19 protein-coding genes are annotated in these 22,763 nt (G+C 69.3%); 7 read left to right on the top strand and 12 right to left on the bottom strand.

What is annotated here, in order from left to right; genetic code table 11:
* The first annotated feature begins 479 nt into the window (after positions 1-479).
* Positions 480-746, top strand: coding sequence for a hypothetical protein (locus WIS52_RS23670; protein WP_349300548.1), 267 nt, complete (start codon positions 480-482; stop codon positions 744-746).
* A 501-nt stretch (positions 747-1,247) separates the two neighbouring features.
* On the opposite strand, the gene WIS52_RS23665 is transcribed toward WIS52_RS23670, so the two are convergent.
* Genes WIS52_RS23665 through WIS52_RS23640 form a run of 6 tightly spaced genes read right to left on the bottom strand, consistent with a single transcriptional unit; the run spans position 1,248 to position 8,066 of the window.
* Positions 1,248-2,033 carry an SDR family oxidoreductase gene (locus WIS52_RS23665; RefSeq protein WP_349300547.1) on the bottom strand — a complete coding sequence of 262 codons (786 nt, stop codon included), beginning with the start codon at positions 2,031-2,033 and terminating at the stop codon, positions 1,248-1,250.
* A 58-nt stretch (positions 2,034-2,091) separates the two neighbouring features.
* On the bottom strand, positions 2,092-2,880 hold the full coding sequence (locus WIS52_RS23660; protein ID WP_349300546.1) for a fumarylacetoacetate hydrolase family protein: 789 nt from the start codon (positions 2,878-2,880) through the stop codon (positions 2,092-2,094).
* A gap of 48 nt (positions 2,881-2,928) precedes the next feature.
* Positions 2,929-4,077 carry an ABC transporter ATP-binding protein gene (locus tag WIS52_RS23655; protein WP_349300545.1) on the bottom strand — a complete coding sequence of 383 codons (1,149 nt, stop codon included), beginning with the start codon at positions 4,075-4,077 and terminating at the stop codon, positions 2,929-2,931.
* Positions 4,078-4,083: 6 nt separating this feature from the next.
* Entirely contained in the window at positions 4,084-5,130 is a 1,047-nt protein-coding gene (locus WIS52_RS23650) for an ABC transporter substrate-binding protein (RefSeq protein ID WP_349300544.1), read from the bottom strand.
* Complete coding sequence (locus tag WIS52_RS23645; protein ID WP_349300543.1) at positions 5,127-6,899, bottom strand: ABC transporter permease; 1,773 nt, start codon at positions 6,897-6,899, stop codon at positions 5,127-5,129. The genes WIS52_RS23650 and WIS52_RS23645 overlap by 4 nt, the downstream gene beginning before the upstream one ends.
* A 60-nt stretch (positions 6,900-6,959) precedes the next feature.
* Positions 6,960-8,066, bottom strand: coding sequence for a mandelate racemase/muconate lactonizing enzyme family protein (locus WIS52_RS23640; RefSeq protein ID WP_349300542.1), 1,107 nt, complete (start codon positions 8,064-8,066; stop codon positions 6,960-6,962).
* 159 nt (positions 8,067-8,225) lie between these two features.
* Here WIS52_RS23640 and WIS52_RS23635 point away from each other — a divergent pair, with 159 nt between their 5' ends.
* A complete protein-coding gene (locus tag WIS52_RS23635; protein WP_349300541.1) occupies positions 8,226-8,912 on the top strand; it encodes a GntR family transcriptional regulator in 687 nt (228 codons plus the stop codon).
* Here the strand turns inward: WIS52_RS23635 and WIS52_RS23630 are convergent.
* From WIS52_RS23630 to WIS52_RS23620, 3 genes are all read right to left on the bottom strand, one after another.
* Positions 8,872-9,807 carry a dihydrodipicolinate synthase family protein gene (locus tag WIS52_RS23630; protein WP_349300540.1) on the bottom strand — a complete coding sequence of 312 codons (936 nt, stop codon included), beginning with the start codon at positions 9,805-9,807 and terminating at the stop codon, positions 8,872-8,874. The genes WIS52_RS23635 and WIS52_RS23630 overlap by 41 nt on opposite strands.
* 1,958 nt (positions 9,808-11,765) lie before the next feature.
* Positions 11,766-12,806, bottom strand: coding sequence for a proline racemase family protein (locus tag WIS52_RS23625; protein WP_349300539.1), 1,041 nt, complete (start codon positions 12,804-12,806; stop codon positions 11,766-11,768).
* 21 nt (positions 12,807-12,827) lie between these two features.
* The gene (locus WIS52_RS23620) at positions 12,828-13,937 is read right to left on the bottom strand and encodes a mandelate racemase/muconate lactonizing enzyme family protein (RefSeq protein WP_349300538.1); all 1,110 of its coding nucleotides are present in this window, start codon (positions 13,935-13,937) and stop codon (positions 12,828-12,830) included.
* Between the two features lie 42 nt (positions 13,938-13,979).
* Between WIS52_RS23620 and WIS52_RS23615 the strand changes: the two genes are divergently transcribed.
* A complete protein-coding gene (locus tag WIS52_RS23615; protein ID WP_349300537.1) occupies positions 13,980-14,738 on the top strand; it encodes a GntR family transcriptional regulator in 759 nt (252 codons plus the stop codon).
* 65 nt (positions 14,739-14,803) lie between these two features.
* Here the strand turns inward: WIS52_RS23615 and WIS52_RS23610 are convergent, their stop codons facing one another.
* From WIS52_RS23610 to WIS52_RS23600, 3 genes are read right to left on the bottom strand one after another with little or no spacing between them, the layout of a single operon-like run.
* A complete protein-coding gene (locus WIS52_RS23610) occupies positions 14,804-15,589 on the bottom strand; it encodes an amino acid ABC transporter ATP-binding protein (RefSeq protein ID WP_349300536.1) in 786 nt (261 codons plus the stop codon).
* A complete protein-coding gene (locus WIS52_RS23605; protein ID WP_349300535.1) occupies positions 15,586-16,515 on the bottom strand; it encodes an amino acid ABC transporter permease in 930 nt (309 codons plus the stop codon). The genes WIS52_RS23610 and WIS52_RS23605 overlap by 4 nt, the downstream gene beginning before the upstream one ends.
* A gap of 58 nt (positions 16,516-16,573) precedes the next feature.
* Positions 16,574-17,464 carry a transporter substrate-binding domain-containing protein gene (locus WIS52_RS23600; RefSeq protein WP_349300534.1) on the bottom strand — a complete coding sequence of 297 codons (891 nt, stop codon included), beginning with the start codon at positions 17,462-17,464 and terminating at the stop codon, positions 16,574-16,576.
* A gap of 289 nt (positions 17,465-17,753) precedes the next feature.
* On the opposite strand from WIS52_RS23600, the gene WIS52_RS23595 reads away from it, so the two are divergent.
* The 4 genes from WIS52_RS23595 (at position 17,754) to WIS52_RS23580 (ending at position 22,761) form a co-directional block, all read left to right on the top strand.
* The gene (locus WIS52_RS23595; RefSeq protein WP_349300533.1) at positions 17,754-18,800 is read left to right on the top strand and encodes a proline racemase family protein; all 1,047 of its coding nucleotides are present in this window, start codon (positions 17,754-17,756) and stop codon (positions 18,798-18,800) included.
* Positions 18,797-20,692, top strand: a complete 1,896-nt coding sequence (locus tag WIS52_RS23590) for an FAD/NAD(P)-binding protein (RefSeq protein ID WP_349300532.1) — start codon at positions 18,797-18,799, stop codon at positions 20,690-20,692. The genes WIS52_RS23595 and WIS52_RS23590 overlap by 4 nt, the downstream gene beginning before the upstream one ends.
* The gene (locus WIS52_RS23585; protein ID WP_349300531.1) at positions 20,689-21,621 is read left to right on the top strand and encodes a transporter substrate-binding domain-containing protein; all 933 of its coding nucleotides are present in this window, start codon (positions 20,689-20,691) and stop codon (positions 21,619-21,621) included. The genes WIS52_RS23590 and WIS52_RS23585 overlap by 4 nt, the downstream gene beginning before the upstream one ends.
* A gap of 84 nt (positions 21,622-21,705) precedes the next feature.
* On the top strand, positions 21,706-22,761 hold the full coding sequence (locus WIS52_RS23580) for a proline racemase family protein (protein ID WP_349300530.1): 1,056 nt from the start codon (positions 21,706-21,708) through the stop codon (positions 22,759-22,761).
* Positions 22,762-22,763 lie beyond the last annotated feature (2 nt).

Below are 22,763 nucleotides of genomic sequence, written 5' to 3'. Positions count from 1 at the left end.
GCACATAGATCTCGGCTCACGCGGGTCTCGTCCGGTGGCTCCCTGGCTGGACGAGACCCGCGTGGGTCCGTTCCGGATGGCACCCGGGAGTCTGGATCGCTCCGCCGAAGTATGTCCGTGGCAGCCTGACCGAGCTGGTGCTCACGGTCGCCGCGGCTCTCGAATCTCCGGTTGACATGGTCGACTAGGCGATGGCCCGAGGTCGCGGCGATGGCGCCCGGCGAGCTCATTGTCCCGGTTTCCAACGTCCCTGAACCTCGGCCTCTCGCGAAGCCAAGACGGTTCACCGCGGAGACACCCAATTCAGCCACTCCTCGACTGTTGACAGCGAATGGTGTTTCGGACGTGTTCCTCGGCGGCCGACGGGACGGTGGTGGGCAGCGCTGCCAGGATCGCCCGCCGGGTGTGCGCCCGTTCGGGTTCCGTGGGGTTGGTGCCGGTCAGGGCGCTCGCTAGGCGCGCGATGTCCGGTGTGGTCGGTGTCGGTCCTCGACGCGGACCCGGCCGCCCGTCGGTCGGACAAGACGGTGACGGTGAAGATCTCCGCCACGCATCAGCCGGTCCCGCCGGACACCGCTGCCGGGCTGCCGTTCCGGCCGGTGGAGTTCGACGGGCTGACCGTGACCCCGTATGTGCAGGAGTCCGGGGGCCGGCCGCGGGTGGCCTACAGCTTCCGCGCCGCCGGGATGCGCGCCCCGGGAAACCACCAGCGTCAGCCGCCGGGCAAGAACCAGGACGCCGCATGACCCGCGTCTCTCCGGTCGCTCTCGTAGGTGGAGGGAAGTCCGCTGCAGCAAGCACCCGGGTGACCATCTGCACCGGCAGGCCCTCAAAGGCCATCTACGCGATCGCTTCGTAGATCCTTAAGGGGCTCCACCTCCCCCGATAGCTCGGATGCGCGTCGGGGGATAGCCAGCTCCGTCTCCAGCTCCGCGATCCGGCGGTTCGCCGCGGCAAGTTCGGCCTTCTCCGTGCTGGCCACGCCCGGCTGCAGCCCCTTGTCGATGCGGTCCTGGCGTCACAGGTGTAGATCGACTGCGCACTGATTCCGAGATCCCGCGCGACGGCGACGACCGGCCGTCTGGCCTCGACGAGATCGAGCACCTTGCGCCAGAACTCCAGCGGATACCCACGCCTGCCCACGAACCCTCCTCCGGGGAACGTGACCAGAATTTCAGCTACCCGACTCCGCCGAACCCGGGGTCGACCAGAGCCTCCACCAATCCCGGGACGGTTCAGGCCATTGTTCAAATGCTCGGCACATAGCCACCGTCGACGCGGATGACCGAGCCCGTGATGTAGGAGGCATGCTCGCTTGCGAGAAAGGCGACGGTGGCGCCGTACTCCTCGGGTTGACCATAGCGCCCGGCCGGGATGGCCCTCAGGCTGTCGGCGACGACTTCGTCGACAGCGATGTCGAGTCGCTCTGCCTTCTTTCGGTCGAGGAAGCCGATCCGGTCCGTCGCGATGCGTCCGGGAAGGACCACGTTGCTGGTCACCCCGTCGCTCGCGACCTCGGCGGCCAATGTCTTCGACCAGCCCACGAGCGACGAACGCAGGCTGTTCGACAGTCCGAGATCGGGAATGGGGGCGACGACGCCTGAGGTCGTGCTGGTGATGATGCGTCCCCAGCCCCGTTCCCGCATGCCGGGCAGGACCCGGTCGGTGAGCGTGACCACGGACAGGACCATCATCTCGAAGTTCTGGCGCCAGAGCGCTGGCTCCTGCCCCGCCACCGGCGAGGGCGGGGGACCGCCGGTCACGTTGACGAGGATGTCGACGGGGCCGACCTCCGTGGCGATCCGGTCGATGGTCTCGACTCCGGCCTCGATGTCGGCGAGGTCCCACGTGTAGCAGTGGGCCGTACCACCGGTCCCGGTGATGTCGGCGCAGGTCGCCTCGGCCGCCTCCTGGCTGCGGTCGGCGACGACGACGTCGGCGCCCTCCTCGGCGAGTGAGCGGGCGATCGCGCCACCGAGACCGCCCCCGGCGCCGAGTACCAGCGCAACCCGTCCCTTGATGCCCAGATCCATGATGTGTTCGTCCTCCGATGTCGCGCTGGGTCGTGGTGCGTGTCTGGCCGCTGGGTGCTCAGCTGCTCGGCTTCGGCCGGGCCGGGTCGTCGACGACCGGGTTGGTCAGGACACCGATGCCCTCCACCTCCACGGTCACGGTCTGCCCGGCCGCAAGAGGGCCGACACCGGCCGGAGTGCCGGTGAGGATCACGTCGCCGGGCAGCAAGGTGAAGGCCGCGGAGATGTCGGCGATGAGCTCCGGGACACCGAAGATCATCTGGCCGGTGTGCCCGTCCTGGCGCTGCTCGCCGTCGACGAGGGCCCGTACCCGGAGGTCACCAGGGGGGAGGTCGGTCTCGATCCAGGGACCGAGCGGGCAGGAGGTGTCGAAGCCCTTGCCCCGGGTGAACTGGACGTCACGCCGCTGGATGTCGCGGGCGGTGACGTCGTTGGCCACGGTGTACCCGAGGATCATCTCCGTCGCGCGGGCGGTGGTGACGTCCTTGCCCCGCCGCCCGATCACGACGGCCAGTTCGGCCTCGTGCTGGGTGTCGGCCGAGAAGGCCGGGAGCACGATCGGTGCTCCCGGGTCCTGGATCGCCGAGGCCGGTTTGAGGAACAGCAGTGGCCGATCCGGGAGTTCGTTGCCGAGCTCGGCGGCGTGGGCGGCGTAGTTTCGGCCCACCCCGATGATCTTCGTGGTCGGGAGGACGGGGGCCCGCAACCGGACGTCGGCGAGGTCGAGTACCTCGCCGGTCGCCGAGGCGGTGTCGAACGGCTCGGCCAGTACCCGGATCTTGTCGGATCCGTCGAGCACGCCGAAGCGGGCGGGGGAATCGTCCACGCCGAAGCGGACGAGGCGCATCTGGGCTCCGTTTCCGTGTCAGTCGGTGAGCGGCCGGTGGAGGGCCGGTCAGTCGGTCAGCAGAATGCAGCGGTCGGCCGGTGCGGTCACGACGACCTCGTCGCCGGGGTCGGCGCGCTGCGGCGGGAAGTCCTGCACCCGGACGGGGTCGGGGTGCCCGGGGATGTGGACGAAGTAGTCGACGATGTTCCCGGAGAACATCGAGGAGGTGATCCGGCCCCGCAGCTCCACCTGCCCGGACGATGGCCGGTCGTCTGTGCCGCTGACGTCGAGGTGCTCGGGTCGCAGGGCCACGGTGACGGAGGTACCGGCCGGCCGGTCGAGCGGGTCCGGGCCGGGGACCGAGACGTCGGCGCCGTCGGCCATCCGCACCCGTACCCGGTCGCCCTCGGTCCCGACCAGGGTCGCGTCGAAGAAGTTCGCGAGGCCCACGAAGCCGGCGACGAAGCGGGTGCGGGGTCGCGCGTAGAGCTCCTGCGGTGGGGCGATCTGCTGCAGCACGCCGTCCTTCATCACCCCCACCACGTCGGCGATGGTCAGCGCCTCCTCCTGGCTGTGCGTGACGTAGACCGCGGTGATGCCGTTGTCCTGCTGCAGCGAGCGGATCTCGAACCGCATCGACTCGCGCAGCACGGCGTCGAGGTTGCTGAGGGGCTCGTCGAACAGCAGCAGCTTCGGCCGGGTCACCAGTGCCCTGGCCACCGCCACCCGCTGCTGCTGGCCCCCGCTGAGCTGGGTGATCGAGCGTGCGCTGTAGGCCGACATCCCGACCGTCGCCAGCGCGGCCGCGACCCGCTCGGCGATCTCGGGCTTCGCCACCTTCTGCCGCCGCAGCCCGTAGGCGACGTTCTCGAATGCGGTCATGTGCGGCCAGAGCGCGTAGCTCTGGAACACCATGCCCAGCCCGCGGTGCTCGGGCTCCACCGAGTGCGTGCTGTCGGCCAGGGTCTCGGAGCCGACCCGGATCGTGCCCGCGGTGGGCCGCTCGAGCCCGGCGATCATCCGCAGAGTGGTCGTCTTCCCGCAGCCGCTGGGACCGAGCAGGGCGAGCAGCTCGCCCGGCCGCAGCGTCAGCGAGACCCCGTCGACCGCGCAGACGTCGCCGTAGAACTTGCTGAGCCCGTCGAGTTCCAGCCCGACGGCACCGGCTGTGACAGGAGCCGCCGGGTCCACCGTCCGGAGCGTGTTGCTGGTCATGCTTCTTCACCCCAGTTCTCTGCGGAAACGATCGATGTTGGTCACGCGCTGTTCGGCGACCCAGACGGAATCGATCGCCGCGATCCGATCGAGGTCGAGGTCGATCGGGAACGGCGGCGGGTCGGTCGGGACGTCGTCGCGGATCGGGACGTAGTTGGTGCCCTCGTACATCGCGGCCTGGCCTTCCGGGCTCATCATCCAGTTGACGAAGATCTCGCCGATGTCGCGGTCGTCGCTGGTGGCGGGGATCGCGGTGGCGGTCGCGAGCGCGGCAGCGCCCTCCTCCGGGAAGACGGCGGCGACCGGGTTCCCGTCGTCGGCGGCCGATACGACGGTGCCGTAGCCGAGCACACCGAGGTCCAGCTCGCCCTGGTTGACGTAGGCCTGGATCGCGTCGTGGCTGCCGGCGGTGCGCGGGCGCAGCTGCCCGAGCCGGTTGTAGAACTCCCAGCCGAACGGCGGGCCGATCTCCTCGCCGAGGTACTGGGTCAGGAACCAGAGCGGCACGTGCGCACCGTTGGTGGTCTCCGGGTCGCCCATGCCGATCCGGAACTGCCACCGGTCGTCGAGCAGGTCGGCCCAGGACTGCGGGACCTCCTCGGGGGAGACCCGGCGGGTGTTGTAGGAGATGACGTAGGGCTGGAGTCCGGAGATGACCCCGACGCCACCGGCCTCCCGCACCGTCTCGTTGATCGCGTCGTCCGCCAGCGCCGGGACGTCGACGGGCGCGAACAGCCCCGGGCTCTCCGTCTCCAGGGCCGTCACGTCACTGATGTCGGTGATCACGATGTCGGCCTGGACCGACTCGGCCCGGGCCTCGAGCCCCATCGTGGCCCGGAGATCACCCCCGGCCTGGTGGAACGAGCGCACCCTTACCCGCTCGCCGGTGGTGCGTTCGTAGTACTCCTCGAAGCCGTCCACGATTGGCACGATCTCGGTGGGCGACAGGGACTGGTAGAGCACGACCTGTCGGGTCCCCGGAGCGGTGCAGGAGGTCGTCATCGCGGCCAGCGCGATGACCACGGCCAGGACAGCCGGAACTCGGCGTCTCATGCGGGGTCCTTCCGGCCGGAGGGGCTGTCCGGGACGACGGCTTGACCGCCGAGCCGCTGGGCGGCGGCGACCAGGGCCAGGGTGAGCAGGAACATCACGACGCCGAGCGCGCTCGCGCGCTGCAGTCCGTCGGTGCCCTGCCAGAGGCCGAGCAGCGCGGTCGCGGCGACCTGGGTGGTCGGTCCGGAGAGGATCGCCGACGCGCTGATCTCGGCGAAGGCCTGCACGAACCCGAGGATCCAGGCGTAGATGATCCCGCCGCGCACCAGTGGCAGCGTGATGTGCCACAGCGTCCGCAGTTGGCTCGCGCCGGTGACCCGGGACGCCTCTGACAGGTCTTTCGACACCTGTAGCAACGCCACCTGTGCGGTGCGCACGCCGAACGGGATGTAGCGGCCGATGTAGGCGATCAGCAGGATCGAGAGGGTCGCGTAGAGACCCAGCGCACGGGCGGGGGTCTCCAGGTTGGACACGATCACACCGACGGCGAACGCGGTGCCGGCGATACCGACCGGTATCACGGTCAGGTAGTCGAGGAAGGCGCGTCCCCGGATGTCGGTACGGGTGATGATGAAGGCGAGGAGGAATCCCAGCACGGCGATCACCGTCGCCGCCGACAACCCGAGCACCAGGCTGTTGAACAGCGCCAGTTGGATCACTTCGTCGCCGAGGACGAAGGCGTAGTGGTCCAGCGTGAGGTTCGACGGCGCGAAGCCGTCGGTCGGGATGCGCATGAAGGAGATCCCGACCATCAGGGTGTAGGGGACCAGCGCGCCGAGCAGGACGTAGAGGAGTCCGACGGCGCCGAACAGATGCCGGCCGCGCCCGACGTCGAGCAGTCCGACCCGCATGCCCTTGCCGGTGATCGTCTGAAACTTGGCGCCGGCGCGGATGCTGCGCCGGTAGAGGAACAGCACACTCATCGACAGCACGGCCGACACCGCGGCGATCGTGGCCGCGAGCCGGAAATCGCCGTCGGTGAGGATCGACCGTCGCATGGACACGGTCAGCACGTCGATGCCGAGGATCTGCGGGGTGGCGAACATGGCGAGCGCGTTACTGAAGGACAGCAGACCGCCGGCCATCATCCCCGAGTACATGCTGGGCAGGCTGACCCGCCAGATCGTCTCCAGCGGTCCCGCGCCGGCGATGCGGCTGGCCTCCTCCTGGGAGGAGTCCATGTTGGCGAAGCCCGGCAGCATGATGATGAAGACCAGGGCGATCGTGTTGGGCAGCGCCAGGAGCACGAAGCCGCCGAGGGAGAAGATGTTGATCGGGCCTTCGGTCGCGGTGCTGGAGAGCAGCCACCGCAGGAAGACGTTGAGGTATCCGGCGTTCGGGCCGGCGATGAAGATGTAGGCCAGCGTCATCAGAAACGGCGGGCTGGCGAAGCAGATGATGACCGCGAGGCGGACGAGGCGCTTGCCCCACATGTTGGTGCGCGCCACGCCGAAGGCGAGCGGGGTGGCGATCAGGACGCTGCCGATCCCGGTCGCGGTGGAGACCAGCAGCGTGTTCCACGTGGCGCGCAGCAGTCGCTCGCTAGTGAAGAACTCGGCGTACCCGCCGAGTGTCAGGCCGCCGTCCTCGCCGCGCAGGCTCTGGGCGAGCATCCCGGCGAGCGGGAACGCGACGAAGTACAGCAGCAGCGCGATGCTGACGGCGAACAGCACGCGGATCGGCGTGATCCGCGATCGGCGGGTGCCGGTGGCGGCCGCGGGCGGGACCGGTGGACGATCCATCACCGCGGTCGGGGCTTCGTTGCCCATGGGGTTCCTCTCGGGAGGACGCGGCCGGCTCCGACGGGGCGCCGGCGGGGAGGGTCCGGGTCAGACGTCCACTTCGTACTCGGCGACCAGGCCGTCGCGGGGGCGCAGGCCGGTCCCGGGTTCGCTGGACGGGGTGAGGAAGCCGTTCTCCGGCTGCGGCGTGCTCTCGAAGATCGCGTTGTAGGCCATCCACTTGTGGAAGTGGTATTCGATGATCTTCCCGTTACGGACGCCCGCCTGGAGCGCGACGTTGTGCGGGCCGCTGCCGTTGCCGTGGCCGAGCGGGACGTTGAACGCCTCGGCCAGCTCGGCGATGCCCAGTCCGGCGGTGTAGCCGGCGTCGTTGCAGACGTTGGGCTGGATGATGTCGACCGCCTCGGCGACCAGCAGGTCCTTGGCGGAGTGCAGGTGGTTTGCCCCGGCGGCGATCGGGATCGTGGTCTGCGAACGCAGCCGCCGCAGCAGGTCCGGGTCGTTGTGCAGGATCGGCTCCTCGAGGAACGAGATGTTCAGCTCCTCGGTGAGCCGGCACAGCCGGACCGTCTGTGGCAGCGTCATCCGGCAGTTGCCGTCCATGGCGATCTGCACGTCAGGGCCGACCGCCTCCCGGATGGCGGCCATCCGGACGTAGTCGTCGTCGGGGTCGGGGACCGCCTGCCGGCCGACCGTGTTCTTGATGTGGGTGTTGCCCAGCTCGACGAGGTGCTTCGCCTCCCGGGCGAGCTCGTCCACGGAGTAGACCGGGGCGTCGTCGTAGGCCGCCCCGTGGGTGATGTAGACCGGGATCCGGTCGTGGGCGCCGCCGAGCAGGGTGTGCACCGACAGGCCGGTGGACTGGCCCTTGATGTCCCAGAGGGCGACGTCGATCCCGGACAGGGCGTTGGTCAGCGTGGCGCCGAGGTGCCGGACGGTCAGGTTCGCCCGGATCGCGTTCTGGATCCGGGCCGGGCGCAACGGGTCCTGGCCGACGACGAGCGGGGCCACGTACTCGTTGACGAAGGACACGATCGACTTGTGGGCGTAGCCGTGGATGCCCCAGCCGGTGAGGCCCTCGTCCGTGCCGACCTCGATCAGCAGGGCCCGCGTGCGGTCCGGTTTCTCGCGGAACGGGGGCGACTGCATCGGGATTCCGCGCAGGTGATGCGCCCGGACCTTCGTGATGATCATTTCGGCTCGCTCCTCCCGGCCTCCGTGGTGATCGCGGAGTGCTTCGAGATGTAGATACCGTATACGACACTTGCCGACTCTACATACGAGATACGATGAGGCCAAGCCCCCGCCTACACTCGGTGGTCCACCGACCAGTCCGCCGGCTCAGGAGGAGCAGTGCAGCCGATTCCGGAACGACCGCAGCGACTGACCGAGACGGTCTACACGCGGATCCGGGAGGCGATCGTCGCCTCCGAGCTCTCCCCGGGTGCCGCGGTCACCGAGGCGGGCCTCGCCGAGCAGCTCGCGGTGAGCAAAACCCCGGTCCGCGAGGCGCTCGTCCGGCTGGCTTACGTCGGGTTCGTGGTCCCGGAGGGACGGCGCGGCCTCAACGTGGTGTCGCCCTCGCTGGAGTCGATCCGGTCGGCCTACGAGGTGCGCATCGCCTTGGAGGCCCAAGCCGTCCGGCTGGCCGCGGAGCGGAGGACGGAGGCGGAAGCCGATGAGGTGGCCCGGCTCGCGCAGGAGTCGTTGGACGCGGTGGGGCAGGGAGACCGGCCGGCGTTCCGGGCGCTCGACCGGACCTTCCACCTCGCCATCGCGTCGGCGACCCACAATCCTCGGCTCGCCAACGTCGTCGCGGACTACGTCGACCTGGCGAACACGTTGCGGCGACGAGACGCCCCTCAGGTCGACAACTCGCGCGAGTGCGCCGGCCACCACGTCCGGATCGCCGAGGCCGTGACGGTCCACGACCCGGACGCGGCGGAACGCACTCTCAGGCTTCACCTGTCGAAGGTCCAGGCCCTCGTCGAGGACGGGTTCAGGGCAGCGGCAGGGCGGGCAGTCGCATCATATGCCTGACGGCCTGCTCGGCGATGTCCGGCGGCGGTGAGGCGACCGGCGTCCGCGACGTCGAGGTGGTGAACAGGCCGCGGGCGCGGAATCCTTCCTTCCGGATCAGTCGGGCGAGTCCGGGCTGGAACTCGAAGTTGACCAGCGGCAGGTAGGGGGCGAACGCCTCGGCGGCCGCGTCGAACCCTCCGTCGCGGTAGGCGTTCCAGCAGGCGACGAGGCCCTCCGGTGCGGTGAAGCCGGTCATCGCGCCGGCCGCGCCGGCGGCCAGCTCGTCGATCAAGTAGCTGCCGCCGAGGCCGCCGAACACCGGCACGGACGTGCGGGCCGAGAGGTACGCGACCTTGGTCGGTGTCGGTACCGACTCCAGTTTCACGGCCGACACCGCGGCGCAGCCCTGCGTGATCGCGAGCAGTTCCTCCTGTCCGAGGTGGATGCCGCTGATCGCCGGGTAGTCCTGCATGACGATCCGGGCGCCGGTGGCTTCGTGGATCCGCCGGTAGTGGTCGATCACGACGTCGGGCTCGGTGCTGTTGATCTGGACGAGATAGCTGTCGATCGCCTCGCCGCCGGCGTCGGCGACGTTGCCGATCTCCTCGATCGCCTCGCCGGTGTCGAGGCTGGTCACCCCGACCACGAGCGCCGAGGACGCAGCGACCTCCCGGACGATCTCGACGGCGCGCCGACGTTCCCCGGGGGTCAGGTCGGCCGCCTCTCCGAAGACCCCCAGCACGGTCATGCCCGCCAGGTCGAGCCGGGTGTAGCTCTGGACCAGGCGTCGCAGCGACGGTTCGTCGAAGGAACCGTCCGCGAGGAAGGGGCTCGCCAGCAGGCCCCATATCCCGCGGGCCAGCTCGTGCCGAGCCGGGGGTGATCGATCAAAGTCCTTATCCCTGTACGACATACAGATACGGTATGTGGCTCCCCGTCTGCGCTCAAGGGGTCCGAGGCGCCTCGCCAGGAAGATCGGCATGTGCCGTGCGCGGCGTGCGCCGTCCGGCTGCGAGCCGGGGTGTCACACACGCGTATAGCGACCGCGCCAAACGGATGGCGACAAGCATGCGGAATCGTTCGGCAGCCGATCCGTCCACCGGAAATGCCAACTGCTTCGAGGCGCCGAGCGCACCGCGTGACCTACTCGTGGTGCGCACGGCGATCCTCGGCGTGCACCGTGGGACCGGACGCGTGCGCGGATCGGCTGGTTAGAGCACGGTGTGACCGTCGTGGACGGACTTGTAAGCAGTTGCTCGACTGTCCCTTGGTCTCCAAGGAGGCGGATCCGAAACCGCAAGGGACCAACAGGCTTCAAGCGGCGAAGGTGCCTCTACTGGAACGCGGGAGACGTGCGACAATTAGAAGGTGAGTACCGGCCGTGCCGACGTCGAACGGGCTCGTCTTAGAGTTATTGAAGGTCCACCATCGACGGTAGTTGAGGGCGGTGACCGTCGTGGGCAGATCGTTATCGCTAAGTGTTGCTTGTGTCAGAAGGTCGATCGCCTTCAATTAAGTCATATCATGCCTCGTTGGAGCGCGAAGTGGATGAAGGCCGAAGGCGGGTTGCACGGGCATATAGCGAGTCTCGGAGTCGAGGTTGCAGAACAGGACTCAGTGAAGCACTACCTGCTGTGTGCGACCTGTGAGCAATGGCTGGGGCGTGCCGAGGGGTACCTTGCGACGATCTCATGCGGCAGTAGGAGCGAGCTGGCGACTGCGGGAATTTCCGTGCGCAGCGGGCCAATTGTTGACGGCGCAAATCCAAAGCTGATACGACGAGCCGTCGCTGGCGTCCTTCTCAAGGGTCACTTCGCACCCAGCTTGCAGTGGGCGGGAGTCGACCTTGATGCTAGCTTAGTCGCTGGGCTTCGCCGCAGATTGCTGACGGACGACTTCAGCGAGTTAAGCCATCCTATGTTCGCCACGAAGTGGCTTTCTACCAGAATTATTGGCGCAAATCCTCGAGCCCTAGCAGACTACGTCTGGACAGTCCGCCCCGGCCTGACGGCGTTTGACCTAATGATGGCTGGCTGGTCATGGACTCTCGTCTTACGGGGATGGCCAGGGATGGTCCGAAGCAGGCAGGACGGTTTGCGCATTGTGACCGAAGATCTAAATGTTCGGGAAGCGGGTTGGCGGGTGATTCCTGGGGAACTCTCCGAGTCTCGTATGCTCTCAGATCGGGATCTTGTTTTTTCGATAGAGGAGAGGCAGCGCCTCTGGCACGACTGGCCCACGAGTAACCCATGTCCGTGTGGGTTGGCCAGACCTTACGGCGACTGCTGCGCCCCAACATGGTGCCTCCCTGGAGGTCTACGTTGACCCATGCCCGACCAACGAGGTGGACTCATGTACGCCGACGCTTCGGCCCGTCAAGTTCGTCTCACGGGAGCTCATCGAATGCGCGTAGCTGGGGATGGAACACGTACCTGCCGAAGGATGGCGAGCGTGCCGCTGCTGTGACTCGGCCCCACCCTGGACAGCCGGCGTGCAGGCGTTTTGCCGCTTAGAAGCGCGCTGACGCTGGTTAAAGCCGTATAGCCGCATCGTTGAGTCTTTCGTTGAGCGCACTCGCTCACGCGTCTCGCGCGATCGGACTCCCGTCGTGAGCGTAGGAGGAGCCGCAGATTCGACAGCGCCGGACGTCCCGCTCGTCGTCGGGTTCGATCCCGCAGCGCCGGCACAGCCACAGCTGGATCGCCGGGGCATCCGGGGGGAACCAGACCAACGCCGAGTGCCGGATACCCGCGGGCTCGACGAGGACAGCACCTCGCATCGCGGATGCGACTACCGAGAATGCAGCCCGCAGTCCCCTCGTAACTCCCCACCCGGCAGCGCCGGTCCTCCCGGTAACGCAGTGGTCCGTTCTCATCCGTGCTGTAGCCGGTGTGCGTCGGCGGCGTAGCCGACGCCGAAGCCGTGGGGGTAGGGGTCGTCGGGGTCGAGGTGGAAGGTGGTGGTGGCGGTGATGAAGGCGCGTCCGGTGATGGCGGGGACGACGGCAGTGGTCCCGGCGAGGTTGACGGTGCGGGTGAGGCGTCCGGTGAAGCGGGTGCCGATGATGGATTCCTGGACGTAGTCCTCGCCGATTTGTTGCTGTCCGCGGGCGTGGCGTTGGGCCATTCGGGCGGAGGTGCCGGTGCCGCCCGGTGAGCGGTCGATACCGGCCTCGCCGAAGAAGACGAGGTTGCGGTGTCCGCCGTCGGGCCGAGGCTCGTCTTCCATGAGGATCACCAGCGGGATCGGCCCTGCTGGGCCCTCGATCGGGTGCGCGACGGTGACGGCCTTGTTGGCCGCCGCGCGGACGAGGCGCCCGACCTCGGCGAGGCGGGAGCTGTGCTCGGGATCGACGGTGAGTCCGAAGTCCGACGCGGAGGCGATCACGTAGAAGTTGCCGCCGTAGGCGATGTCCACGATCACCGTGCCGTGTCCCGGGACTTCGATCTCGAGGTCGCGGGTGTGCAGGAACGAGGGGACGTTCTCGATCGTCACGCCCTGCACAGCGCCGTCGGAGACCGCCACCTCGGCGACGACGAGACCGGCCGGGGTGTCGAAGGTGACCGTGGTGACCGGCTCCACCGCCGGGACCATCCCGGTCTCGACGAGCACGGTGGCGGCACCGATCGTGCCGGCCCCGCACATCGTCATCCAGCCGCCGGTCTCGATGAAGACGATCCCGACGTCGGCCCGCGGGTCGGACGGCGGCAGGATGATGCTGCCGCACATCTCCGAGAATCCCCGCGGTTCGTACATCAGCAGCTTGCGGACGTCGTCGTGGTCGCGCTCGTAGGCGGCGCGGATCTCGGCCATCGAGGCACCCGAGACGCGCGGGGCGCCGGCGACGACGACGCGGGCAGGTGCGCCCGCGCTGTGCGAGTCGATGACCGAGAACTGGCGTCGGGATCGCATGGTGTCTCCTCGGTGGGTGATTCAGGCGCGGACGGTGAGCAGGGGAGCGCCGAGCAGGTCGGCGTCGACGTCGATACCGAGCCCCGGACCGGTGGGTGCGCCACCGCGGCCCTTCGACGAGCGGGGCGCGTAGCCGGCGACGTGCTCGTTGGTCCAGTCGTTGAAGAACGAGACCGACAGCAGGTCGTTCGAGGCGGTCGAGGCGGCCAGGTGAGACACGGCCGCCGTAGTGACGTCCCCGCCCCACGCGTCCTCCAGGGACAATGACATCCCGGCCGAGACCGCGAGGTCGCGCATCATCCGTGCGCCGGTCAGGCCGCCGAGGCGGCCGAGCTTGAGGTTGACCGATCCTGCGCCGACCTGCGTCTTGGCGGCCAGCAGGTCGGCCGGGGTGAGGACGGACTCGTCCATCACCATCGGTAGCCGGGTCAGCCCGCGCACGACGACACAGTCCTCGAAGCGGGCGCACGGCTGCTCCAGGTGGACGGGCAGGTCCTCGATCAGCCGCGCCGCACGGACGGCCTGCTGCAACGTCCAGCCGCCGTTCGCGTCGGCGATCAGAGTGGTGCCCGGTGCGGCGGCCGCGGCGACGGCCCGCAGACGGGCCGCGTCGTCGTCGGGGTCGTTGCCGACCTTGACCTGGAAGCAGGTGATCCCCGCAGCGGACCGGGTGGTGACGAAATCCGCCATCGTCTCGGGTGCGGACAGCGGGACGGCCTCGTAGAGCGGGAAGTCCTGCTGGAGGCGGCCGCCGAGCAGGTCGACCAGCGGCAGCCCGGCCTTCTTGCCGAGCAGGTCCCAGCAGGCGACGTCGACGGCGCTCTTGGCGTAGCCGTGGCCCATGAGTATGCCGTCCATCGCGGCGTGCACCGTGCCGAGGTTCGTCGCGTCGGTACCGATCAGTGCGGGGAGCATCTCGGCGAGCGCCGCACGGGCGCCGCCGGCGAAGGCGGGCCAGTAGGTGCCCGCCAGCGTGCAGACCTCACCCCAGCCGTGGGCGCCGGCCTCGGTGGTGATCCGGACCAGGGTCGAGCTCTGGCTGGTGGACGACCGGCCGCTCGACATCACGTACTCGCCGTGCGCGTAGGTGAGCTCGTAGCCGTAGACGTCCACCGCCGTGATCGTGCCCATGGCGAAATCCTCCACTAGTAGGTAAGCGGTAAAATGCTATATGTGACGGCATGGCGTGGCCAAGTGATCCCTGAGACACTGACCGACCAGGGTGTACTCATTCCGAATCGCAGCGAGCTGCGACATCAGGGGGACAGCGTGACGAACCCGGCAGGTGCGACCACGTTGCGCCGGTTCAGCCTCCGCGACCAGGCACTGAGCGTCATTCGGCAGCAGGTCGTGACGGGTGAGATCGTTCCGGGCGAGATCTACTCCGCCAGCACGATCGCGGCTCAGCTCGGGGTGTCCAACAGTCCGGTGCGCGAAGCGATGCTGACGCTGGTCAACCAGGGCGTCATGGAAGCCGTGCGGAACCGGGGGTTCCGGCTGATCCCTCTGTCGGACAAGGAGCGCCAGGAGATCTACGAGCTGCGCGTCATCCTGGAGGTGCCCGCCATGGGCCGGCTCGCCGGGCTCGGCACCGGGTTCGCCGACGAGTTCGGCGAGCTGGCCGAGGACACGGTGGCGAGTGCGGTCAGTGGCGACATGGTGCGCTACCTCGAAGCCGACCGGCAGTTCCACCTTGGACTGCTCGGACTGCTCGGCAACCAGCGGCTGGTGGACATCGTCGGCGACCTGCGCGACCGAACGCGACTGTTCGGCGTCCGCGCGCTCTCGGCGACCGGCCGGCTCGAGCACTCCGCCCGTGAACATCAGACCCTGCTCGAGGCGCTGCACGCGGGGGACGCCGAGACCGCGGAGTCGGTGATGCTCCAGCACTTGGAACACATCCAGGGCGACTGGAACGAGCCGGAGCTGTGAACCGCCGCCTGCCGCGGTCCGTACGGGCTCGCGGCAGGCGGCGGGAGTCACGCCAGTCCCGCGGATCACAGCACCTTGCTGAGGAAGTCCTTGCACCGTGGGGTGGTCGGGTTCGAGAACAGCTCCTCTGGAGCGCCCTGCTCCACGATGTACCCGCCGTCCATGAACACCACCCGGTCGGCCACCTCTCGGGCGAACCCCAGCTCGTGGGTTACCACGATCATGGTCATCCCCTCCTCGGCCAGCTCCTTCATCACGGCCAACACCTCGCCGACGAGCTCGGGATCGAGCGCGCTCGTCGGCTCGTCGAAGAGCATGATCTTGGGGTGCATCGCCAGTGCCCGGGCGATGGCCACGCGCTGCTGCTGGCCGCCGGAGAGCATCCGCGGATAGGCGCCTTCACGCCCGGCCAGACCGACCTTGTCGAGCAGCCTGCGCGCGTCGGCCTCGGCGGCCGCGCGCTTGGTCCGCCGGACGCTCATCGGTGCCTCGATGATGTTCTCGAGCACCGTCATGTGCGGGAACAGGTTGAAGCTCTGGAAGACCATGCCGATGTCGGCGCGCCGCTTGGCGATCTCGTGGTGGCGCAGCTCGTGGAGCTTGCCGCGGTGCTCGCGGTATCCGACCATCTCGCCGGCGATCCGCAGCAGTCCGCCGTCGATGCGCTCGAGGTGGTTCATGCACCGCAGGAAGGTGCTCTTGCCCGAACCGGACGGTCCGATGATGCAGAGCACCTGGCCCTGCTCGACGTGGAGATCGATGGACCGCAGGACGGGGGTGCCGTCGAAGGACTTCTGTACTCCGACGCACTCGACGGCTGCGGCGCCGGTCTTCTCGGTGGTGGCGGTCATGCCGTCGCCTCTCGTCGGGGGGTCAGGAGTCGCCGGACTGCGGCCAGGGCGGGAACGGGCTTGTTCTCGCTCCGGCTGAAGTGGCGTTCCACGAAGTGCTGGCCGATGGAGAGGATCGTCGTGACGATCAGGTACCAGATGCTGGCCACGATGAGCAGCGGGATGGTCTGGAAGTTCGTCGAGTAGATCATCTGCGCCGAGTACAGCAGGTCGGGAAGTGCGATCACGCTGACCAGTGAGGTGGTCTTGAGCATGCCGATCAGCTGGTTCCCGGTCGGCGGGATGATCACGCGCATCGCCTGCGGCAGCACGATCCGGAACAGGATCCGGCGTGAGCTCATACCGAGGGCCTCGGCGGCCTCGCGCTGGCCGGTCGGCACCGACTTGATGCCGGCCCGGACGATCTCGGCCATGTAGGCGCCCTCGTTGAGTCCCAGCCCGAGCAGAGCGGCCACGTAGACGGTGATGAACTCGTTCGCGCTGCCGGTCACGAACGCCGGGCCGAAGGGGATGCCCAGCGACAACTCCGGATACAGCGCCGACAGGTTGAACCAGAAGATCAGCTGGACCAGCAGCGGTGTGCCGCGGAAGAACCAGATGAAGGCTCCCGACGACGCGGAGAACACCGGGTTCGGAGACAGTCGCATGATCGCAAGGACCGTGCCCAGCACGATGCCGATCCCCATCGCGGCGGCGGTGAGCCACAGCGTGCGGCCCAGGCCCTGCAGGATCGTCGTGGTCGTGAAGTACTCCGCGACGACACCCCACTGGAACCGCTCGTTGGTGAGCAGGGTGTTCACCAGCATCGCGGCGAGCACACCGAGGACCACGACGCCGAGCCATCGGCCGTAGTGGCGCTGTTTCTGCACCTGCAGCGCGGCGACCTCCGCATCGGGACGCTGCGCCGTCGGTATCTGTGTCGTCATCGGTGTCTTCTCCGCTCTCGGGTTCCGCGCCGGCGCCGGGCCGGCCGCGGCCGGGTGCTCACTGGTAGGTGGGGAGCGACGCGCCCCGGGTGTAGACCGTCGGGTCGTCGATCGCGCCGTAGGCGGTGTTGTTCGCGTCGAGGATCTGCCGGTACGCGCCATCGGCGATCAGCACCTCGTAGGCCTTCTGCACCGCGGCGAGCATCTGGTCGGAGTCCGCGGTCCGCGCCACCGCCGTGGCGGTCGGGCCACCGCCGATCTCACCCACGATGTCGAAGGGCTGCCCCTGCGCGACGGCGTTCTCGGCCGCACCGCGACCGGTGAGCACCCCCTCGACCCGGTCGCTTCCGAGCGCCAGGACTCCGGCCGAGATCGACGGGAAAGCACTGATCGCGATCTGCGGCCGTCCGGCCGAGGTGCAGTCGGCCTGCGCGTCGTTGAGGAACTGCAGCTCGACCGAACCGTCCATCGCGCCGATGCTCCTCCCGCACGCGTCGGCCAGCGACTGCGGCTGGAACTGCGATCCCGACGGCACGATGAAGCTGCTGAAGTCCCGCCAGTCGGTCACGAAGTCGACGACCTGCACGCGTTCGGCGGTCACGTAGAACTGCCCGTAGGCGATGTCGTAGCGGTCGGCCTGCAAACCTGGGATCGCGGAGGCGAAGGGGACCATCTCCGGCTCGTAGCGCAGACCCATCACCTGGGCCACCGCCTCGCCGAGAGCCGGATCCATCCCGCGCAGCTCACCGTTCTCCTGATAGCCGAGCGGGGCGCCGGTGTCGGGGACCGCCACCCGCAGCGTCCCGCGCTCCTTCACCGGAGCCGGGAGGAGCGCGACGACAGAGGGATCTGCGGCGAGGGCGGGAGCTGCCGGCTCAGCGGTGTCCGCACCGCCACCGCACGCGCCGAGGGCGACCGCCAACACGGTCGTCGTGAGAGCGATGCTCACGCGTCTGATCGTGGGAATCATCGTCCTACCTGTTCTGGGTGGGGCACCTCGGCAGTGGGGCGCCGCGGGACGTGTCTACACCGGTCGTCGAGGAGCCACAAGCTGTAAGCCGTAACCGGTAAAATTTAAGATGCTACGCGTCGAAACCGAGTGTCAAGCACTTCACGTAGTCGAAACATGCAGCTCATGGGCTTGCCGAGCCCGGTCGGGCCTCATCCGTTCGTTCCTTGTCGCGCAGCCGGTTATGTGTAATATTCTACCGACCACTGGGCTGGAAGGAGCGTGGACGGTGCGATCGGTACGAAGCTTCTCCGTGGTGGACTGCCACAGCGCAGGCGCCGCGGCCCGGGTCGTCGTCGCCGGGGCGCCCCGGGTGGCCGGCTCCACGATCGCCGCGCAGCGGCTCGCGTTGCGGCGGGACCACGACGACCTCCGCAAGCTGCTCATGTACGAGCCCCGCGGTCACGCCACGATGTCCGGCAGCCTCCTGCTGCCGCCCTGTGACCCGCGGGCCGACGTCGGCATCGTCTTCATCGAGACCGGCGGCTGGCTCACGATGTGCGGTGCGGGGACGATCGGCGCGGCGACAGCGGTCGTCGAGACCGGCATGGTGCCGGTCGTCGAGCCGATCACGACGGTCACCTTCGATTCACCGGCCGGCCTGGTGGTCGCGCAGGTGGCGGTCTCCGACGGCGCGGTGCAGGGCGTGACGATCGAGAACGTCCCGTCGTTCCTGTACGCCCGCGACGTCGAGATCGAGGTGCCGGGGCACGGGACCGTGTCGGTGGATGTCGCCTACGGCGGCAACTTCTACGCGATCGTCCCGGCCTCGGTGTTCGGCCTGGCCGTGGTTCCCGAGCACGCCGACCGGCTGGCCGAGGTCGGGCGCCTGGTCCGGGACGCCGCGAACGCCGCCATCGAAGCGCGCCACCCCGAGCGCGGCGAGCCCGAGGAGATCCCGGACGTCCTGATCACCGACGACGCCTTCGGGAGCGCGGACGCGCACCGCGTCCTGGTCTTCTTCGGTGAGGCCGGGATCGACCGCTCACCGGGCGGCACCGGCACCTCCGCCCGCATGGCCCAACGCCACGCCCGCGGACAACAACAACTCGGCGAGGACTACGTCCAGGAATCCATCATCGGCACCCGCTTCACCGGACGCCTCACCCGCACCCTCGACCTCGCCGGCACCACCGCCGTCGTCCCCACCATCACCGGACGCGCCTTCATCACCGCCACCACCACCTTCCACCTCGACCCCGACGACCCCTACCCCCGCGGCTTCGGCGTCGGCTACGCCGCCGACGCACACCGGCGCGCGGTGGTGGCCCGGTGAGTGATCTCGTCATCGCCGTCGTCGGTGGGGGCCCCCGGTTCCTGGGTGTCCTCGACAGTCTCTGCGCGAACGCCGATGTGTTGCCCGGGGACGGCCGTATCGAGGTCCACGTCTTCGACCCGTTCCCGATCGGCGGCGGGCGGGTGTGGCGGCGGGACCAGCCGTCCCTGCTGTGGATGAACGTGCCCGCGGCCCGGGTGACAGTGTTCGCCGACGAGAGCTGCGAGATCTCCGGACGGTTGCGCGGCGGGCCGACACTGGCCGAATGGGTCGACCGGAACCGCCACGTGCTGGCGGTCGACCCGGAGATCGGCGCCGAGGCCGCCGCGGCGACGGGGGACACCTTCGTGTCCCGCGGTTTGCAGAGCGAGTACCTGGCCTGGGCGTTCCGGCACATCGTGGACACCGCACCGGAACGGATCGGCGTCGTCGTCCACCGTGACACCGTGGTCGACATCGTCGACGACCCGTCCGCCGGGACCCCGCCGCAGCTCGTGCGCACCGCGTCGGGAGGGTCGGTGCGGGCCGACCGGGTCGTGCTGGCGCAGGGCCATCTCGACGACGAGTTCGACGGTCGAGAGACGGCGTACCTGAGCTTCGCGGCGGACCACGACCTGGTGTACATGCCGCCCGCCTACACCGCGGACTGCGACGCCGAGCGCGTCCCCGAGGGCGAGCACGTGATCGTCAGCGGGCTCGGGCTCGCGTTCATCGACTGGATGGTCCTGCTGGGGGAGTCCCGTGGCGGGGTGTTCGACCATGACGACGACGGCGCGCTGCGCTACCGCCCGTCCGGGCGCGAACCGGTATTGCACGTCGGGTCGCGGCGCGGCGTGCCCTACCACCCCAAGCTCACCCATCCGCTCCTGGCCGACCGGCCGCCGCTGCCGTACTTCTTCGACGTCGCGGCCGTCGTGGAGCGCTGTCCGGACCCGCATACGGCAGATTTCACCGGCGAGCTCTGGCCGATGGCCTGCAAGGAGATCGTGTACGCGCACGCCCACGAGCTCTTCCACGCCCACCCGCAGCGGGTCGCCGTCGGATGGCCGGAGTTCCTGGCCGCGTTGTCCGCGCTCGAGTACGGCGACGCGGCCTTCGACGCGCTGATCGAGCGGTCGATCCCCGACCCCCGCGACCGCTTCTCGATGTCGGCGCTCATCGACCCCCTGGCCGAGACCGACCCGGCCGGGGCCGGGGCGCGGACGGTGGGACCGCAGGACACCCACCGGCACGTCACCGGCTTCGTGCGTAGGCACCTCTCCCGCATCGACGACCCCCTGTGTAGCGTCGACTCAGCCGTCGCGGCGGCCTTCTTCTCCGTCTACGACGTCTTCGGCCAGCTGCTGCGGGCACGTCTGCTCTCACCCGAGTCGATCGTCAAGGACATCGACGGCTGGCTGCACGGCCTGTTCAGCCACGTCACCAGCGGCCCACCGCCCGAACGGCTCGCCCAGCTGGCCGCGATGGCCGACGCGGGCGTCGTCCGATTCCTCGGCGGTGGCCTGCGGGTCACCGCGGACGCCGACGCCGGACTCTTCCGGGCCCGCACGACCACCTCCGACCGAGACATCACCGCCCGCTGCCTCATCGACGCCCGGCTGCCCCCGGCCGACATCGGCCGAACCGTCGATCCGCTGCTGCGCGCGCTCGGCGCCCGCGACGAGGTCAGCGACCGCATCGGCGGCATCGGCAGCGGCCGCATCCTGGTCGACGACCAAGGGCGACTGCTCGGGCCCACCGGACCGCATCCCGCCCGCTGGGCCGTCGGCCCCTGGGTGATCGGTGCCGGCTGGGCACACGCCTTCCCCCGACCACGGCAGAACGCCGGCTACTTCCGGCAGAACGACGCACTGGCGCGCGCTCTGCTGCAACCGACCGAGGAGATGTCATGACCAGACGCCGGAACGCGTTCGTACGGATGGTGGCCGCGGCCGTCTCCGTCGCGGCTCTCGCCGCGGGATGTGGTGGCGGCGGCGCCGAGGGCCCGGGTGACGGCCCGTCGTCCGTCCCCGCCGTGGCCGCCGACCCACAGGTGCAGGCCCTCCTGCCCGAGGCCGTCCGCGAGCGGGGCGTGCTGCGCGTCGCGACGATGAACAACTACAAGCCCTTCTCCTTCAACGACGCCGGTACCCAGACCGGGATGATCCCGGACATGTCCACGGCGGTCGCCGAGACGATGGGCCTGCGGATCGAGGTCAACGCGGTCGACTTCGGCTCGATCCTCACCGGGCTGCAGGCCGGGCGCTACGACATCGGGATGGGCGAGTTCTTCGTCCGCCCCGACCGCCTCGAGGTCGCCGACTTCGTGACCGAGTGGAGCAACTCCGACGCGTTCATCGTCGCCGACACCAGCGACTACCGTCCGGACGGACTGCCCGACACCTGCGGACAGCGCATCGCGATCCTGACCGGCTCGTCCGGCGTACCCGCCATGGAACGCGGCGCCGAGGTCTGTACCGAGGCCGGACAGCCGGCCCCCGAGGTCCAGACCTTCCCCGCGATGAACGACGCCGTGCTCGCCCTGACCAGCGACCGGGTCGACGCGGTGCTGACCGGGCGCGAGGTCGGCGTCGTACTCGAGCAGGACGGCGTGCCGGTCACCAGCTCCGGGCAGGTGAGCGGCGGCCCCACGGCCACGGCCGTGAGTCGCGCGCCCGACGTCGAGGGGCTGCCCGAGGCGATCCAGGCGGCGTACGAGTCCCTGATCGCGAACGGGACGTACGAGGCGATCCACCAGAAGTGGGGGACCGACTACGGGGTGATCGACGACCCCGCGATCTACCGCGCAGGTGACACTCCGCCGGTCTACGAGGAGCAGTAGGGGCGGGGACACGTCACACCGGGCTGTTCCGCACGCAGGTCAGCGGGTAGTATTTTACCCGCTACCGATTACGTAGGAGATCCGATGAACCAGGTCGACCTCGCGGTCCTGGGCGCGGACTGGCTGTCGACACGGACCGGCGCCGCGCTCGACGTCGTGGACACCCACACCGCCGGTAACCCCACCCGCATCGTCGTCGGGGGCCTCGTGCCGCCCGACGGTGTCCGGGAGGTCGCGGACGTCCGGGCCTGGCTGAGGAGCTCTGCGGACTGGGTCCGGCGCCGTCTGGTGCACGAGCCGCGCGGCGGGGGGCTGACCTGCGCCGTGGTCCCGGTACCGAGCACCGGTCCCGACCACGACCTCGGCGCGGTGATCCTGGAGCCCGGGTCGTACCCGCCGATGTGTGGTCACTGCATGATCGGGCTCGCGGTGGCCGTGGACGAGACCGGACTGGTCCCGGGCACGGTCACCGGGAACCGGCGCGAGCTGGCGATCAGGACCCCGGCCGGTGTCGTGCGCACCGCGGTCACCCGCGCCGGCGGGAAGGCGAGCGTCGTCGAGCTGACCAACGTCGACGCCTGGTTCGTGGACGGTTGGCGTCAGGAGCTCGGCGGTAGGCAGGTCCGGGTGGATCTGAGCTGGGGCGGCGATCACTACGCGGCGGTCGATGCGGCGGAGCTCGGTGTGGCGCTGCGGCCCGAGTCCGCACTGGACATCGTCGGACTCGCCCGGGAACTGGCACGGTCGCTGGCCGACCGTCCGCCGCGCGACCCGGTCACCGGCGAGGTCCTCGAGGTCTACCAGGTCCTGTTCTACGAGCGTCTCGACACCGCCGACGGGCCCGCCTGCCGGGTCGTGGTCGTCGCGCCGCCCGGCGAGATCGACCGGTCGCCGTGCGGCACCGGAACCAGCGCACTGCTGGCGCTACGGCTCGCACGCGGCGAGATCGGCGCCGAAGACGTGCTCGTCACCCGCAGCATCATCGACAGCCGGTTCGAGGCCCGCGCGGGGCGATCGCGCCACGGCGACGGCCGGCTCGTCGTCACACCCGTGGTGACCGGCAGCGCACACGTCACCGGGTTCTCCCGTGTCGTCGCCGATCCGTTCGACGTCCTCCGCGACGGCTTCGCCCCCATCTGACC

This window comes from Pseudonocardia nematodicida, from assembly GCF_040105385.1.
GTDB lineage: Bacteria > Actinomycetota > Actinomycetes > Mycobacteriales > Pseudonocardiaceae > Pseudonocardia > Pseudonocardia nematodicida.
The sequence above is the reverse complement of the archived record's forward strand: the minus strand, read 5'-3'. Positions and strand labels throughout refer to the sequence as shown.

What these genes read in the sequence shown, in the direction of transcription:
- WIS52_RS23665 (WP_349300547.1), bottom strand. Translation starts at nt 2,033, where the DNA reads ATGGATCTGGGCATCAAGGGACGGGTTGCGCTGGTACTCGGCGCCGGG.
- WIS52_RS23660 (WP_349300546.1), bottom strand. Translation starts at nt 2,880, where the DNA reads ATGCGCCTCGTCCGCTTCGGCGTGGACGATTCCCCCGCCCGCTTCGGC.
- WIS52_RS23655 (WP_349300545.1), bottom strand. Translation starts at nt 4,077, where the DNA reads ATGACCAGCAACACGCTCCGGACGGTGGACCCGGCGGCTCCTGTCACA.
- WIS52_RS23650 (WP_349300544.1), bottom strand. Translation starts at nt 5,130, where the DNA reads ATGAGACGCCGAGTTCCGGCTGTCCTGGCCGTGGTCATCGCGCTGGCC.
- WIS52_RS23645 (WP_349300543.1), bottom strand. Translation starts at nt 6,899, where the DNA reads ATGGGCAACGAAGCCCCGACCGCGGTGATGGATCGTCCACCGGTCCCG.
- WIS52_RS23640 (WP_349300542.1), bottom strand. Translation starts at nt 8,066, where the DNA reads ATGATCATCACGAAGGTCCGGGCGCATCACCTGCGCGGAATCCCGATG.
- WIS52_RS23630 (WP_349300540.1), bottom strand. Translation starts at nt 9,807, where the DNA reads ATGTCGTACAGGGATAAGGACTTTGATCGATCACCCCCGGCTCGGCAC.
- WIS52_RS23625 (WP_349300539.1), bottom strand. Translation starts at nt 12,806, where the DNA reads ATGCGATCCCGACGCCAGTTCTCGGTCATCGACTCGCACAGCGCGGGC.
- WIS52_RS23620 (WP_349300538.1), bottom strand. Translation starts at nt 13,937, where the DNA reads ATGGGCACGATCACGGCGGTGGACGTCTACGGCTACGAGCTCACCTAC.
- WIS52_RS23610 (WP_349300536.1), bottom strand. Translation starts at nt 15,589, where the DNA reads ATGACCGCCACCACCGAGAAGACCGGCGCCGCAGCCGTCGAGTGCGTC.
- WIS52_RS23605 (WP_349300535.1), bottom strand. Translation starts at nt 16,515, where the DNA reads ATGACGACACAGATACCGACGGCGCAGCGTCCCGATGCGGAGGTCGCC.
- WIS52_RS23585 (WP_349300531.1), top strand. Translation starts at nt 20,689, where the DNA reads ATGACCAGACGCCGGAACGCGTTCGTACGGATGGTGGCCGCGGCCGTC.
- WIS52_RS23580 (WP_349300530.1), top strand. Translation starts at nt 21,706, where the DNA reads ATGAACCAGGTCGACCTCGCGGTCCTGGGCGCGGACTGGCTGTCGACA.